This window comes from Onishia niordana, from assembly GCF_004798965.1.
Taxonomy (GTDB): domain Bacteria; phylum Pseudomonadota; class Gammaproteobacteria; order Pseudomonadales; family Halomonadaceae; genus Onishia; species Onishia niordana.
The window spans coordinates 410,241-425,964 of record NZ_SDSD01000001.1 but is presented as its reverse complement, the minus strand read 5'-3'; the positions used below and the strand labels follow the sequence as shown (position 1 = coordinate 425,964).

Genomic DNA, 15,724 nt, shown 5'->3' with positions numbered 1-15,724 from the left:
ATGTCGTAGAAGGCTCCACTGACCAAGACTGAGGAGTGAGCCGCTACCAAGACGTCATTCTCGCGGCCGGTAAAAAGGAGAGTCGAGATGGAAGCAACGATGAGAGCCGCTGTGGTGCGCCAGTTCGGCGAACCACTGACCATCGAAGAAGTCCAGACGCCCCGACCCAAGCGGGGAGAAATTCTGGTCAAGGTGGCGGCATCGGGTGTCTGCCATACCGATCTGCACGCCGCTCATGGTGATTGGCCGATCAAGCCCGAGCCCCCCTTCATTCCCGGCCACGAGGGCGTGGGCCATATCGCGGCGGTGGGTGAAGGGGTCACACACCTCAAGGAAGGGGATCGTGTCGGGGTGCCCTGGCTGTATTCCGCCTGCGGTTGTTGCGAGCACTGCCTGGGCGGCTGGGAGACGCTATGCGAGTCGCAGCAGAACACCGGTTACTCCGTCAACGGCGGGTTCGCCGACTACACCCTGGCGGATGCCGGCTATGTCGGGCGCCTGCCCGATAACGTTGGCTTCGTCGAGATCGCCCCGGTGCTGTGCGCTGGTGTCACGGTCTACAAGGGGCTGAAGATGACGGACACGCGCCCCGGGCAGTGGGTGGTGATCTCCGGAATCGGTGGCCTCGGTCACATGGCCGTTCAGTATGCCAAGGCCATGGGGCTCAACGTGGCGGCCGTCGAAGTCGATGACGGCAAGCTGGCGTTGGCCAAGCGGCTGGGCGCCACGGTGACGGTCAATGCCCTGCAGACCGATCCTGCTGCCTATCTCAAACGCGAGATTGGCGGTGCCCATGGGGCGCTGGTAACGGCGGTCTCACCCAAGGCCTTCGATCAGGCGCAGGGCATGCTACGGCGGGGTGGCACCCTGGTGCTCAATGGCCTGCCGCCTGGGGATTTCCCGCTGCCGATCTTCGACACCGTGCTCAACGGTATCACCGTGCGCGGCTCCATTGTCGGCAGCCGTCTGGACCTTCAGGAGTCGCTCGACTTCGCCGGTGACGGCAAGGTCAAGGCGACGGTGAGCACCGAGAAGCTGGAGAACATCAATGATGTCTTCCAGCGCATGATCGAGGGCCAGATTGAAGGGCGCGTGGTGCTCGACATGACGACGTGAGCTAACCGCTAACCGGCAGAAAGGCGCGATGTGAATCGCGCCTTTTTTAATGGGTAGCTGGTGTTATAGGCACTCGCTTTATTGGCACTAGTGTCTCGCCTCCTACCGAAGGAGGAGGGCGTCTCCTGCCATTGCAGTATGTCGCGCTCGGCACAACTGGCCAAGACTGAAGGGACGGGTATTAAGATCCGTCCATAACGACAATAGTCAGTTCAGGAGTCACGCCATGATCTATGCCAACCCCGGTAGCGCCGATGCACTGGTATCCTTTGCCGAGCGCTACGGCAACTTCATCGACGGCGAATTCGTTGCCCCTATCAAGGGGCAGTACTTCGATAATGTCAGCCCGGTGAACGGCAAGGTGTTCTGCCAGATTCCACGCTCCACCGCCGAAGATATCGACTTGGCGCTGGATGCCGCGCACCGCGCCGCGCCGGCCTGGGGGCGTAGCTCGGCGGCCGAGCGCAGCAATATCCTGCTCAAGATCGCCGATCGCATCGAGCAGAATATAGAAGCACTGGCCGTAGCCGAGACCTGGGACAACGGCAAGGCGGTGCGCGAGACCCTCAACGCCGACCTGCCGCTGGCGGTGGATCATTTTCGCTACTTCGCCGGCTGCATCCGCGCCCAGGAAGGCACCGCGGCGGATATCGACGCCAATACCGTTTCCTATCATTTCCATGAGCCGCTGGGGGTAGTGGGGCAGATCATCCCCTGGAACTTCCCGATCCTGATGGCTACCTGGAAACTGGCGCCGGCGTTGGCCGCGGGCAACTGCGTGGTCCTGAAGCCGGCCGAGCAGACGCCGGCCTCGATTCTCAAGGTGATGGAGCTGGTCGGCGATCTGCTGCCGCCAGGCGTGATCAACATCGTCAACGGCTACGGCGCCGAGGCCGGCCAGGCACTGGCCGAAAGCAAGCGCATCGCCAAGATCGCCTTCACCGGTTCCACCCCGGTCGGCTCGCACATCCTCAAGTGCGCCGCTGAAAACATCATTCCTTCGACCGTGGAGCTGGGTGGCAAGTCGCCAAATATCTATTTCGCCGACATCATGAACGCCGAGCCCGCCTTCATCGATAAGGCGGTGGAAGGCCTGGTGCTTGCCTTCTTCAATCAGGGCGAGGTCTGCACCTGCCCATCTCGGGCGCTGATTCAGGAGAGCATGTACGACGACTTCATGGCGCGGGTGATGGAGCGCACCCAGTCGATCAAGCGCGGCAATCCACTGGATACCGAGGTACAGGTGGGCGCCCAGGCCTCACAGGAGCAGTTCGACAAGATTCTTTCCTACATGGAGGTCGCCCGTGAGGAGGGAGCCGAGTTCCTGACCGGTGGCGGCAAGGAGCATCTCGAGGCCGAGTATGATGATGGCTTCTATATCCAGCCCACCCTGCTCAAGGGCAACAACAGTATGCGAGTCTTCCAGGAGGAAATCTTCGGCCCGGTGGTCGCGGTGACCACCTTCAAGGACGAGGAAGAGGCCCTGGCGATCGCCAATGACACCGAGTTCGGCCTTGGAGCCGGGGTCTGGAGCCGTGACATGAACGTGGCCTTCCGCATGGGCCGCGGCATTCAGGCCGGCCGGGTGTGGACCAACTGCTATCACCAGTATCCGGCGCATGCCGCCTTCGGTGGCTACAAGAAGTCGGGCGTCGGTCGCGAGACCCACAAGATGGCGCTCGAGCACTATCAGCAGACCAAGAACCTGCTGGTCAGCTACGATATCAACCCGCTCGGGTTCTTCTGAGGCCTATCTGAAAAAGGGCGCTCGTCGACCTCTCAGGCAAGGCTTGATCTGTCTTTGAGGGCGTTCTGCGGCGCCGGCCACCTGGCCGGCGCCGCATGCATTTCAGGCTGGCGCGCTTTGCGCCGGGCTCGATCCATCCTCGCTTTCATTGGGGCCCCAATGAGGCGCATCGCTTTCTTGCAGGGTCTCGCCGGCGAGGTCGAGTTCCATCTGCTCGGCCTCATTGGCGGCCTCTTCGGCCCAGGTCGTGCCGAGTGCCGCGCTGCCGGCCGGCATGGCGACATAGTGGCCGTGAGTGTCCGTGGCGTGACTCGGGAAGTACACCAGGCAGTAGATCCCGACGATGACGATCATGACGTGAATCGCCGCCATGTCCCACATGAAGCCGCTGGGGCCTAGCCACTCCATCAACAGACCGGTGCTGATCGGCCCCAGGGTGGCACCGATACCCAGGGCCAGCACCAGGCTGCTGCTGGCCGCGACCACCTGTCCCGGGGTCAGGTCGTCGTTGGCGCTTGCCAGGCACAGCGAGTAGAGGGTCAAGCTGGTGCCGCCTAGCGCCGCTCCCAGCGCGATCCTGACCAGTGGCGAGGCGATGTCGAGGGTCACGCCGACCAGCGCCAGCAGGGTGGCCACGGCGGCCACCACCACGATCACCTTCTGGCGGTCGGTGTTGTCCGAGAGCTTGCCCAGCGGCCACTGCAGCAGCGCCCCGCCGAGAATGAAGGCTCCCATGAAGGCGGCGACCTGATCCACTGCCATGCCTGAGCGAGTCGCATAGACCGCGCCCATGCCGAATACGGTGCCGTTGGCGATGCCGGTGATCAGGCAGCCGATGGTGCCCAGCGGTGAGAGGCGGCACAGGCGCAGCAGGCTCATGGTTTCGGGCTCGCTGGTGTCCGGTTGCGGGGTATGGCTCAAGAGAATCGGCACCAACGCCAGCGACACCAGGATCGACACCAGCAGGAAGAGGATTACGCCGCTGGGGTCGGCCAGGTTAAGCATCAGTTGGCCGCCGCCCATGCCCAGATAGCTGATCACCATATAGAAAGCCAGCAGGCGACCGCGCAACTGATTGGATGCATAGCCGTTGAGCCAGCTCTCGGTCACCACATAGAGGCCCGCATAGGCGAAGCCGGTGATCAGGCGCATGCCTGCCCAGACCCAGGGGTCGATGATCATCACATGCACCAGGATGGCGATCGAGGTGATTGAGGCCAGTGCTGCGAAGACCCGAATGTGCCCCACCTCGCGTAGCTTGCGGGGTGTCAGGGTCGAGCCCGTCAGGAAGCCCACAAAATAAGACGACATGATGAAGCCGGTGACGGTGTTGCCAAAGGCTTCTTCGGCGGCACGCATGCCCAGCAGACTGCCCATCAGGCCATTGCCGAGCATCAGCAAGCCGACACCCAGCAACAGAGCCCAGAGGCTCCAGGCGGCAGAGAAGGTGTTATTCCCGGAATAGGGGGCGGTGATCGTCATGAGCACTCCTGACGAAAGAAAAAGTGGGTCTTGTGCACTTGGCCCAGAAGCCGGTACAAGACGCGTAATGTAGGGTTATGCTGCTATGCTGACAAACGCGATTTGCTACTCAGATGAATAAGAAAAACTAAGGGTCATGGATGCGTCGATTACCTCCCCTCAATGGCTTGCGCGCCTTCGAGGCCGCTGCACGGCATGAGAGCTTCGCGGCCGCCGGCAGCGAACTCCATGTCACTGCCTCGGCGGTCAGCCAGCAGGTGCGCGCCCTGGAGGCCTGGTTGGAGGTCACGCTGTTCGCCCGGCATGCCCGCGGCCTTGAACTGACCGAGGCGGGTCTGCGCTACTTGCCCGAATTGAGCGAGACTTTCGATCGCGTGGAGCAGGCGACTCGTGCCTTGCAGAGCCGGGACGCCGGCCAGGTGCTGACGCTCAATGTCACGCCGTCGTTGGGGACGCAATGGCTGGTGCCCAGGCTCTGGGAGTTCAACGCCCGTCACCCGGATATCGATGTGCGCATCGGCGCCACCGAGCGCCAGGTCGATCTGCGTCGAGAAGATGTCGACCTGGCAGTGCGTCTTGGGCCGGCCCGCGAGACGGGAGTGGTCTCGGAGCTTTTGCTGCGCGAGACCCTGGCGCCGGTTTGCGCGCCAGCTCTGCTCGAGGGCGAAGCCCCGCTCGAGACGCCTTCCGACCTTGCTCGACAGCGGCTATTGCATATCTTCGATCCGCACCCGGGGCCTCGAGTGACCGGCTGGCGCGACTGGCTGGCGGTGGCCGGGGCGCCTCAGGTGGATGCCCGCCAGGGACCTCGCTTCAGCGTCTGGTACTTGGCGATCATGGAGGCAGTTGCCGGGCGCGGCGTGGCCCTGGGCCCCTTCAGCCTGGTCCGCGAAGAGCTCAAGGCTGGCCGGTTGGTCGCTCCCTTCGATCCCTGGCTGCCGGCGGGCGTCGACTACTATCTGGCCTACCGGGCGGACGCCCTGGGCAACCCCGCACTGGTCGCCTGTCGCGATTGGCTGCACGAGCTCTGCGTGCGGGAGTGACGTCAGCGCTCAGGTCGACCGAGCGTTATCCGCTCAACGTCGATATGTCCCTCATTTCGCCGGTCAGAATGGGCCTTATAAAAAAACGGCGACTCCATGGAGTCGCCGTTTGATGTTTCGGGGCCTCGCGTCATCACGCGAGGCCCCGGAGGATCATGCCGTTATTGCGTTAGCGCGTTATTGCGTTATTGCGTTAGTGCCTAGGTCGCGTTGGGCATGGTATCCATGTCACCGACCGAGCCCGGCATGGCGGGGACGGCACCGGCTTCCCTGGCTGTGCTCAGGAACTGCAGATGACGTTCGTACTCGGCAAGGACGTCATGCACCACCTGATTACGGGTACACCCGTTGAGGTCCTGCCCCAGCGCACCTTCGGCCAGGTAGACATCCAGGCGCAGGTAGTAGTCATCATCCGCCTGGAGGAAGCTTGGCGTGCGCATACGGTGCGAGCGTACCTCGTAGACGAAGCTTGGGGCTTCCTCAAGGTCGACCTGCAGCGTTATCCGCGGCAGCGGTTCATCCTCACTTTGTGTCTCACTGACGTAGGCGGCCTGGCCGCGGCTCTTGAGCTCTTCGGCGAGCTGGGTCAGTGCTGGGCGGATAGCGTGCTCGATGGTCGCCGCGGTGCCGGCTCGGCTAGAGGTGTCCAATGCCCGGTCGAGGCGCTCGCGCCAGTCACCCTGAACGGCGCCGCTGCTGACTTGCTGGCGGGCATCGGCCTTGCGGGTTTCCAGGCGCAGGGCACGGGTCAGGCCGGCCATGATGGCAAATATCACCAGCGAGAAGGGCAGGGCGGTGATCACAACGGCGCTCTGCAGGGCGTTGAGGCCGCCGGCCATCAGCAGGGCGATGGTGATCAGACCGATCACCGCGGACCAGAAAATGCGAAGCCGGATCGGCGCGTCATGGTTTACGTCCGACAGGATGGTGGTGAAGTTCGCCAGCACCAGGGCGCCGGAGTCGGCGGAGGTAACGAAGAACACCACACCCAGCACGGTGACCACCGAGGCGGTGATGCCGATGTAGGGATACTGCTCAAGGAAGGTGTAGATGGTGGTCTGCGGGCTGTTCAGCGCCTGCTGACCGAGCTCGACGAGCCCTTGGTTCGCCACCATATCGATGCCGCTATTACCGAAGATCGACATCCAGGCCATCATGAAGCCCAGCGGAATCAGCAGGGCGCCGGTGACGAATTCACGGATGGTGCGGCCTCTAGAGATGCGGGCCAGGAACAAGCCAACGAACGGCGTCCAGGCGATCCACCAGCCCCAGAAGAAAATCGTCCACCAGCCCATCCACTGCTGAGCATCGTCACCGGCGAAGGCGTAGGTATCAAAGCTCTTGGCGAGGAAGCCACTCAGGTAGTCGCCGGCATTCAGCACCAGAGCGTCGAGCAGGTGCAGGGTCTGACCCTGGAAGAGCACGAACAGCAGAAGCCCGGCGGCGAGCAGCATGTTGAATTCGGAGAGGCGGCGGATACCTTTCTCGACACCGGTCACCACCGAAATGGTCGCCAGGATCACCACCATCACGATCAGCACGACCTGGGTGGTCAGGCTCTCGGGCACATCAAACATGAAGTTGAGCCCGTAGTTAAGCTGGATAACCCCGATGCCCAGGCTGGTGGCAATACCGAAAACCGTGGAGATCACGGCGGTGATGTCGACCGCGTTACCGATCGGGCCATTGATACGGTTGCCGAGCAGCGGATAGAGGGCACTGCGGATGGCCAGCGGCAGACGATGACGGTAGCTGAAGTAGGCCAGCGCCATGCCCATGAGCACATACATGCCCCAGCCGGTCAGCCCCCAGTGGAAGAAGGTCTGAGGTACGGCATTGCGCAGGGCCGCTGCGCTTTCCGGTGGCATATCGGGCGGCGTCAGGAAGTGCGACAGCGGCTCCGCCACGCAGAAGAACAGCAGGTCGATGCCGATGCCCGCCGCGAACAGCATGGATGCCCAGGAGAGCAGCGAGAATTCCGGGCGTGAGTGGTCCGGTCCCAGGCGGATCGAGCCGGCTCGGGAGAAACCGATCACGACCACGAAGATCAGGTAGGCGACGGCGGCCAGCATGTAGTACCAGCCGAAGGTGTCGTTGATCCAGGCGAGGCCCGAGTCGAAGATGGCACCAGCCTTCTCGGTGAAGGACATGGTGAAGATGAGGAACAGCAGAATACCGGCTGCTGACCCGATGAAGACGACGGGATTAATGCGATCTCGTCGTTCGGTGGCTTTCATGTCTTGCGCCATGATGGGCAGACTCCCTTATGTCGTGGAAGAAGGTCGTTCTTTTTTATTAATTGAACGCCCAATTAATAAAATAGCGATAAACGCAATGCATCGCACACCGCTTATAAGGGCAGGTGCTACAAAACGTCTTGTCATGGCAATGGCGTCATCCCATGACAGCTTTTTATTGATTGACCGTCCAATTAAAGTACAGGCTTCTGGGAGAACCTTCAACCGTTGTGGCTGACGGGCCGCCTGAATGACATCGCGTTCACTGCCTTTCCTGCACAGAGGCAAGAGGCGGTTCGGGTAGGCAGGTGGGTGAACCCATGGGCGCCTTGGCCCGGGTCATGGGCGTCTCGAAGGGGAGGCGGGCTTTTTATGCACAACGCCTGGCACAAGGCCAGGCGCTGTTGCTCGAGGATTGGCAGGCCGCCATCAGGAGGATGACAAGGCCTGAAAGCACTCAGTTGTCGCGGTGGGCCTGGTCGTGCTGGTGCGAGTCGCCACGGTGATTGCCAGTCTTGTCACCATGATGACCGTGCGGGTGCTGGCCACGGTGCGGCATCATGACAAGCGAAAGGGCATGGCGCTGTTCCTCGGTGAGCACCTCGGCAAGCGCCGCGTCATGTTCTTGGCGAAGTGCCTCGATGGCGGCACGCTTATCGTCGCGACTGTCGAATGTCTCATCATGCAGGGCACGCCGCTTGTTGATCAGGGCCTGATGCGCCTCGTGCAGGGAGGTGCGTTCTTCATCGCTCAGTGACCAGCTGTCGAACAGTGCCTCAAGCTTTTCTTGCTGATGCTCCTGGCGCTGAGGATGGCGCATTTTATGCTGCCCGCCGTTGTGATGCGCTTCCCGGGCCGTTTCCAGACGAGTGCGCTGTTCCTCGGTGAGGATCTCATCGATGGCAGCACCTTGTTCTGCGCGAAGCGCCTGGCGCTCTTCCTGGAAGCGCTCATGCGCTTCCTTGAGGGCTTGACGCTGTTCTTCCGTAAGGTCGAGCTCTGCCATCATCTCCAGGCGCGGTCCCTGATGAGGGCCGCCTGACTGGCGAGCATCCGACTGCATGCCAGCCGCGGCGGTCATCGGAAGGATGAGGCTCGAGATCAGGCCGATGGCGGTCAGGTGACGTGTGAATCGGTTCATGCGAACACTCCTGTCTGGCTGCTTGGCAACCCGAGCCGCTGATCGACTCGGTATAGTCGGAGTATCCGCTGGCATTGTGGCGCCAATGTGCAGCGATTAGGGCAACAATCAGCACCTGCCGAGTTCTTGGCGGCTGCTCCCGCCTGGATGCCCCGATTTAGTCCACCGGTTCACTCCATCGGCTCTGGCTCGTACTTGTAGCCGACGCCATAGATGGAGCGGATCACCTCTCGTTCGGGCCAGACGCCGGCAATCTTCTTCCTGAGCTTCTTAACATGCGAGTCCACGGTACGCTCGGAAACGATACGATGGTCGCGATACATGTGATCCATCAGCTGGTCCCTCGAGAAGATGCGTCCCTGGGCATTCATCATCACCTTGAGCAATTTGTATTCGACTGCCGTCAGCGCCAGGTCATGACCATCGGCGAGTGCCTGCCAGCCATCCTCGTTGAGGACCAGTTCGCCGGGAGAGCCAGCCGCGCCCGGTCGCTCCTGAGGCAAGGCCTGGCTGCGCCGCAATACCGCCTTGATGCGAGCGACGACCTCACGCGGGCTGAAGGGCTTGCAGATATAGTCGTCGGCGCCGAGCTCAAGGCCCAGCAGGCGATCCACTTCCTCGACCCGTGCGGTCAGCATGATCACGGGTAACTGCGGCCAGCGATCACGGATCTGACGGCACAGCACTAGGCCGTCGGTGCCGGGTAGCATCAGGTCGAGCAGTACCAGCTCAGGCTGCTGATCGCTGAGCCAGGGCATCACGTCATCGCCATGGTCGAGATGAAAGGGCGTGTAGCCGCTGCCGTTGAGGTAGTCGCCGATCAGACGGGCGATCTTGGGTTCGTCCTCGACGATCAGGATGCGATCGGGGGAAGCCTGTGTCATGCCGATGTCTCCGCGTGTTCCATAGGTGTCAGTGAGGCCTGGTCAACAAGGGGAATTCGATCGTCCAGCGTAACCCGCCAAGCGAGGAAAGTGAGGCATGAAGGGTGCCGCCGTGGGCGCTGATCAGTGCCGCGGCAATCGAGAGCCCGAGACCCGAGCCGCCGCTCTTGCGGTTCCGGGAGCCCTCGACACGATACAGCCGCTGGGTGAGGCGATCGAGTTCGGCCTCGGGAACACCAGGGGCGCTGTCTTCCCAGATGAGTTGGGCCCTGTCAGCGTTTACCTGAAGATAAACGCGCAGTTCTCCCGGCGCCGTGGTGTAGGCCAGGGTGTTGTCGATCAGGTTACTCCACAGCTGACGCAGTCGTTGGGCATCGCCGCGAATCATCATCGACTTCGGAATATCGCTTGCAAGGCTGATGTCGTGTTCTTCGATCCAGCCCCTGGCATCGTCGAGGCGGCTCTCTAGGCTCTCGGCCAGATCCAGCGGGGCCAACGACACTTCCAGGGCCCCGGCATCGCTCTGGGCGAGTAAGCGCAGATCACCGACCAGGCGTTCGAGCTGACCGACCTCCTGGGACAGCGAGTCCAGGTTGTCCTGATCGAGGGGACGAATGCCATCTTGCATAGCCTCGATCTCGCCGCGCAGCACAGCAAGCGGGGTACGCAGTTCATGGGCAATATCCGTCACCCAGCGTTGGCGGGATTCACGGTTGGCCTCAAGGGTCGCGGCCAGCACATTGAAGTCCTGGGATAGCCGCGACAGCTCATCGCGTCCGCGCTCGGCGAGACGCGCGCCATAGTCTCCCTGGGTGAGTCGGCGGGTGGCCAGGGCCATGTTCTGGGTACGTCGCCCGAGCCACCAGGACAAGCCGCCAGCCAAAAGCAGCGATGCCAACACCAATGACGCGACGATGATGGCGAGGTTGCGCTGCTGTTGTTCGAGAAAGATCTTTTCCATGTGCTCCATCAGTTGATCTGGTGGCACATAGCCCAGGGTGCCGACCTTGCGGCCTTCGTGGCGAATCGGTATCCACTCGAGGTGAGCCGGCTGGCGGTCACGGCGCGGTGGCAGGCTGATGACCGGCAGGCCGTTGGCGTCATGCAGCACAAAATCACGGGCTTGGGTCATATCGCGCTGGATACCGACCGGCGGCGGATGCCCCTCCGGCCACAGTTGGCGCCGCACCAGTTCACGCCAGGCGCGCGGGTCGGTACGCAGCCACTGCCAGCTTTCCTGGCGGCTCCATTCCTCACTTAGGGTATCGGCCAGATTATTAACAAGTGCGGCCTGGGTGGTCTCCAGGTAGTCGATGAAACCGTCATTGATGCTGCGCGACACCCCAACGAAGACCAACCCGGAAATCGCCACGTTGACGATGAGGATGACCGCGAAGAGCTTAAGGCCCAGTACCGACAAGGCCGGGCGCGCCAGGCGGCGTTTGGCAGGCGGGGCATGGTCGGTCATGGGGTCTCCAGGCTTTGAATCTCAAGGGTGTTGGTGGTTCGCTCTGTATCATGCTCGCCGGGCTCATCGTCTCGGGTCAGCCCCAGCGCACGGCGGGCATCCTCGATCAGTAGGTACAGCGAAGGCACCAGCAGCAGCAGGATCAGGGTCGCAAAGAGGATCCCGAAGCCGATGGAAACCGCCATAGGGATCATGAAACGTGCCTGCCGCGAGGTCTCGAAGATCATCGGCGCCAGGCCGAAGAAGGTGGTAAGCGTCGTCAGCAGGATGGGACGCAGGCGTCGCAGGGCGGCGCCGATCACGGCACTGCGAGGATCGTCCCCGGCGCGGCGCCGCCGGTTCGCATTATCTATCAACACCAGGGCGTCATTGATGACGATGCCCGACAGCGCCAGCATGCCCAGTAGGCTGATCACCGACAGGCCGAAGCCCATCAGCTGATGACCGATGATCGCGCCGATCAGGCCGAAGGGAATCGCGGCCATGACCAGCAGCGGTTGAAGGTAGCTGCGAAAGGGAATGGCCATCAGCAGATAGAGGGCGGCCAGGGTAAAGAGCAACGAGGTCTGAAGGCTCTTCAGGTTGTCGCTGGCTTCCTGTTGGCGTCCTCCGTAGCCAATCGCAAGCCCTGGCAAGTCGCCGCGTAATGGGGGAAAGACTTCCTCTTCGAGGCTTGTGATGACGCGATTGACCGCCGATGGCGGGGTGACGTTGGCGGTGACGTCGATGATCCTACGCCCGTCAATTCGGGTAATGCTAGACGCGGCGGTGTCGGCAATGACGTTGGCGACCCGCGAGAGGGGCACCTCAATGCCATCCGGCGTCAGCACGCTAAGGCGCTCGAGCTGGGCGAGGCTGGTGCGGTCGCTCTCGGGTAGCAGTACCTTGACCTCGACCTCATTACGGCCCTGCTGTTGCTTGAGGGCAGTCGCGCCCTGCAGTGGGCCGCGTAGCTGGCTTGCGAGCTCGCTGCCGTCGAGCCCCAAGGCACGGCCAGTCGCGGTTAATGACAGACGCAGCTCGCGCTTGCCGTCTTCCAGACCGTTGTCGATATCGGAGAGTGACTGATAGTCGGCGAGGCGCTCGGCAAGACGCTTGGCGGCCTTTTCCAGCGAGGCGCTGTCATTGGCCGATAGGCGAACGGTTAGTCCGGCACCGCTGCCGGGGCCGCCCACATCGGACGCGAACCGCAATGACTCGGCGCCTGCCGGATGGCCGACTTCCTCCCGCCAGGCACGGCTTAGCCGGCCGGTGGACCAGTTATCGTCGACCTCGCTATCCAGAAAGGCCACGACGCTCAAACTGTCGGCATCGATGGTTGCGCTGCTGGCAGCCAGGACCGGGCCGTCATCCCGTGCTTCGAGCCGCTTAAGGGCGGCGAGCAGCTGGTTGCGCAAGGCCCTGTCCTCGCTGATCGGGCTACCGGCGGGCAGATTGGCCGTGACGCCAGCCTGATGCGATTCCACACGTGGCATGAGGGTGAACCCGAGCCGGCCACTGCTGAGCCACCCGAGCGCCAGAATCAACATCGCAAGGGCCAGCGCCACGGTCAGGCCGCGGTAGTCGAGGCTTCGCTCGAGCAGCGAACGAAAGGGCCCCTTGGTAAAGCGGTCGAGGCCACCCTGCACGCGCCGGCGGAGCCGGTCCAGCGGTGCCAGCAGGCGATTGGGTGCCGTGCTTTGATGGCTCAGGTGGGCGGGCAGGATGAAGACCGCTTCGATCCAGCTCAGGGCGAAGATACAGATCACCACCAGGGGGATGATGCCGAAGATCAGGCCGAGAAAGCCTGGCAGGAACAGCAGGGGAAGGAAGGCGACGATATTAGAGAGGATCGCGAAGGCCAGCGGAACCGCGATCTCCTTTGCCCCGAGAATGGCCGCCTGCCTGGGGCTGAACCCGCGCTCCCGGTAGGCATGAATGTTCTCGCCGACGATGATGGCGTCGTCGACCACAATGCCCAGCGCAATGATGAAGGCGAACATCGAGATCATGTTGATCGAGACGTCCACCAGCGGCAGGAATAGCAGTGCCCCCAAGAAAGCGGTGGGAATGCCCAGGGTGACCCAGAAGGCCAGACGCGCCTCCAGGAAGAGCCCGAGCAAGACCAGTACCAGGCCAAGTCCCAGCCAGGCGTTCTTGAGCAGCAGCTCGAGGCGGTCCTGATAGATATCGGAGTCGTCGTCGGCGACGCTCAGCGACAGGCCTTCGGGAAGGCTGGAACGCAGGGATGGCAGTAGCTCCCGGGTCGCGGCCGAGAGCTCGGTGGGTGTCTGATTGCCGACCTGATAGATATCCAGACCGATGGCGGATTGGCCGTTGTAGAGCACTTCGCTGTCACTGTCGGCAAAGCCGTCCTTGACGGTGGCGATGTCACCCAGGCGAACCACACTGCCATCCTGAGTCGACAGTATCGGCAGTCGAGCGAAGTCTTCGGCTCCTTCGCGACGGGCCTCGTAGCGCACCATATACTCGCCGTCACGGGTATCGAGGCTGCCACCGGCCAGGTTAAGCGCCTCGTTGGCGATGCGGGTCGCCAGGTCATCATGGTCGAGGCCGAAGCGGCGCAGTGCTGTCTGGTCGAGGGTCACCTGCACCTGTCGGTCCCGAATGCCTGACAGTTCGACCTTGGTGATGGCATCACCGGACAGCAGCTCGCTGCGCAGCCGCTCGCCCACATTGCGTAGGGTCAGGTCATCGCTGTCGCCATGTAGCATCAGCTCGATGACCTCTCGCGAGTAACCGCTCAGAGAATAACGGGGCGTCTCGGCTGCGTCAGGCAGGGTGGTCAGGGAATCGATGGCCTGCTGGATGTCCTGATAGGCGCGCATCGATTCGATGCCCTCCTGCAGCTCGATCGACAGCGAGCCACTGCCTTCTCTGGCGCTGGCGGTGATCTTGTCGATGCCATCGACCCCCTGCACCGCCGACTCCATGGCCAGCAGCAGGCTCTGTTCGACCTCTTCGGGCGTCGCGCCTGGATAGCTTACCGAGACATTGACGTTTTCCAGCGTGAAGCGCGGGAAAACCTCCTTGGTGATCAGGGTGGAGCTCCACAGGCCGCCGAGGATCAGGCATAGCATCAGGAGGTTGGCGGCCACGCCATGGTCGCGCATCCAGGCTATAGGGCCGCGAATGGGGCGGTCGTTGGAGGCATGGCTCATGCGCTGGCCTCCTGACGAGCGCTTGTGCTCTCCTCGCCTGGTGAGGGCGACGGCGTCGCGGAGCCCTCGTCAGTCGCTGCTCCAGCAGGTGGTGAAGCGTCGCGTGCTCGTGATGATATATCGGCTTCGGCCGGTGCATCAGCGGGCGACGTGGCATCATTGGCTGCGTCGTTTTTCGTATCGGCAAGATCTCGATCACTTGCCTTGAGAGCCATGCCGGCCTCGGCATTGGCCAGGTTGCCCAGCACCACGCGTTCGCCGTCGGCAAGCCCTGCCTCGATCAGTGCGGCTTCGTTGCCCCGATGGGAAATGTCGATGTCACGCATGCGTAGATGATCGTTCATATCGAGCACCCAGACCTGGCGATTGCCACGCAGGGCCGAGATCGGCAGACGGATCAGCTGGCGTGTCTGGCGCGGGTAGAGCCGGGCTTCCAGCAAATCTCCCAGGCGCAGCGCTGGAGCCCCCTCATGTTCAAGTGCCAGCGGATCGTCCACCGCTACCATGATCTGGGTCATCAAGCCGTTTTCCTCAAGGCCTGGCAGCACGCTCCAGACTTCCCCCTCACGGGTCTGGCCGTTCGGCCAGGCGGGACTCTCGAGCTCCACGCGGCTGCCTTCGCCGTCGGTATCGTGCGTGGCAAGCCAGCCAAGCGCCTCTTGAGGCAGGTTGAGGCGCACCCAGAAGCGATCAATGCCGACCAGGCTGAGGATATCGGCATAGGCGCCGAGTCCGGCGCCTTCGCCGACCAGCTTCTCCTGTATGACGGCATCAAAGGGTGCGGTGATCTCGGTGCGATCGAGATCGGCTTTCGCCCGGTCACGCTGAGCGCGAGCGGTCTCGACGGCGGCCCTGGCGGCCTTGAGCTGGGGCTCGCGCAACACCAGGGCGCGACGAGCAGGTGGCAGATCACGCCCAAATGTCTTGTACTCGGCGGCGGCGCGGATCTGCTCGCCCTGCTCGGAGGCAAGATCCGACTCGGCGCTTGCCAGTGAGGCCTCTGCCTCGCGCAGGGCCAGCTGGTAGTCGGTGGGCTCGAGACGCGCGAGCCACTGGCCCTTGGCGACACGGCGTCCGGGCTCGACCTCTGGCGCGAAGGCCTCCAGACGGCCGTTGATCGAGGTCGACAGGGTCGTCTCGCGCGCGGCCAGCACCCGGCCATGGGCACTCAGCACCGGTGCTTCTGCATGGTGCTCAACCGTCATCACCTCGACGCGGGGCACCGGGCGCTCGGTCGGCGCACGCTTGGGCGCTTGCGGCCGATGAGTAAGCCAGTAGCCGGCCACGGCGACGGCAAGCGCCAGAATGGCGATCGCAGACAGTCTCGCCAGCCATGGGTGGCGAGGAGGGTGAGATGGTGAGGCAGACATAAAGTCTCCAATCAGCCGCAAGCGAGCGAGCCATCCATGATGACATGCTCGCTGATGGGAAGCGGGGAAAGAACG

Annotated in this window: 11 protein-coding genes; 4 read left to right on the top strand and 7 right to left on the bottom strand. The window is 62.8% G+C overall.

All coding sequences use genetic code 11. From position 1 onward, the window contains the following. The first annotated feature begins 87 nt into the window (after positions 1 to 87). Positions 88 to 1,116, top strand: coding sequence for an alcohol dehydrogenase AdhP (gene adhP, locus ETC27_RS01820; protein WP_205742663.1), 1,029 nt, complete (start codon positions 88 to 90; stop codon positions 1,114 to 1,116). Positions 1,117 to 1,342: 226 nt separating this feature from the next. Then, on the top strand, positions 1,343 to 2,863 hold the full coding sequence (exaC, locus tag ETC27_RS01815; RefSeq protein WP_136253266.1) for an acetaldehyde dehydrogenase ExaC: 1,521 nt from the start codon (positions 1,343 to 1,345) through the stop codon (positions 2,861 to 2,863). 102 nt (positions 2,864 to 2,965) lie between these two features. On the opposite strand, the gene ETC27_RS01810 is transcribed toward exaC, so the two are convergent. Continuing rightward, positions 2,966 to 4,345, bottom strand: a complete 1,380-nt coding sequence (locus ETC27_RS01810; RefSeq protein ID WP_168709006.1) for an MFS transporter — start codon at positions 4,343 to 4,345, stop codon at positions 2,966 to 2,968. Positions 4,346 to 4,485: 140 nt separating this feature from the next. Here ETC27_RS01810 and gcvA point away from each other — a divergent pair, with 140 nt between their 5' ends. Next, positions 4,486 to 5,388, top strand: a complete 903-nt coding sequence (gene gcvA, locus ETC27_RS01805; protein WP_136253265.1) for a transcriptional regulator GcvA — start codon at positions 4,486 to 4,488, stop codon at positions 5,386 to 5,388. A 200-nt stretch (positions 5,389 to 5,588) separates the two neighbouring features. Here the strand turns inward: gcvA and betT are convergent, their stop codons facing one another. Next, positions 5,589 to 7,625: a choline BCCT transporter BetT gene (gene betT, locus ETC27_RS01800; protein WP_205742662.1), complete on the bottom strand. Its 2,037-nt coding sequence runs from the start codon at positions 7,623 to 7,625 to the stop codon at positions 5,589 to 5,591. On the opposite strand from betT, the gene ETC27_RS01795 reads away from it, so the two are divergent. Then, positions 7,624 to 7,863: a hypothetical protein gene (locus ETC27_RS01795; RefSeq protein WP_136253263.1), complete on the top strand. Its 240-nt coding sequence runs from the start codon at positions 7,624 to 7,626 to the stop codon at positions 7,861 to 7,863. The two genes, betT and ETC27_RS01795, sit on opposite strands and share 2 nt — an antisense overlap. A gap of 219 nt (positions 7,864 to 8,082) precedes the next feature. Here the strand turns inward: ETC27_RS01795 and ETC27_RS01790 are convergent, their stop codons facing one another. The 5 genes from ETC27_RS01790 to ETC27_RS01770 all read right to left on the bottom strand — a co-directional run bounded on the left by ETC27_RS01790 (position 8,083) and on the right by ETC27_RS01770 (position 15,649). Next, positions 8,083 to 8,766: a hypothetical protein gene (locus ETC27_RS01790; protein WP_136253262.1), complete on the bottom strand. Its 684-nt coding sequence runs from the start codon at positions 8,764 to 8,766 to the stop codon at positions 8,083 to 8,085. 170 nt (positions 8,767 to 8,936) lie between these two features. Next, a complete protein-coding gene (locus tag ETC27_RS01785; RefSeq protein ID WP_136253261.1) occupies positions 8,937 to 9,650 on the bottom strand; it encodes a response regulator in 714 nt (237 codons plus the stop codon). A 28-nt stretch (positions 9,651 to 9,678) separates the two neighbouring features. Further along, positions 9,679 to 11,118, bottom strand: a complete 1,440-nt coding sequence (locus ETC27_RS01780) for an ATP-binding protein (RefSeq protein ID WP_136253260.1) — start codon at positions 11,116 to 11,118, stop codon at positions 9,679 to 9,681. After that, complete coding sequence (locus tag ETC27_RS01775; RefSeq protein WP_136253259.1) at positions 11,115 to 14,279, bottom strand: efflux RND transporter permease subunit; 3,165 nt, start codon at positions 14,277 to 14,279, stop codon at positions 11,115 to 11,117. Before ETC27_RS01775 ends, ETC27_RS01780 begins: the two co-directional genes overlap by 4 nt. Beyond that, positions 14,276 to 15,649 (bottom strand): efflux RND transporter periplasmic adaptor subunit, encoded by a 1,374-nt coding sequence (locus ETC27_RS01770; protein WP_136253258.1) that lies wholly within the window; start codon positions 15,647 to 15,649, stop codon positions 14,276 to 14,278. The genes ETC27_RS01775 and ETC27_RS01770 overlap by 4 nt, the downstream gene beginning before the upstream one ends. Positions 15,650 to 15,724: the final 75 nt, after the last annotated feature.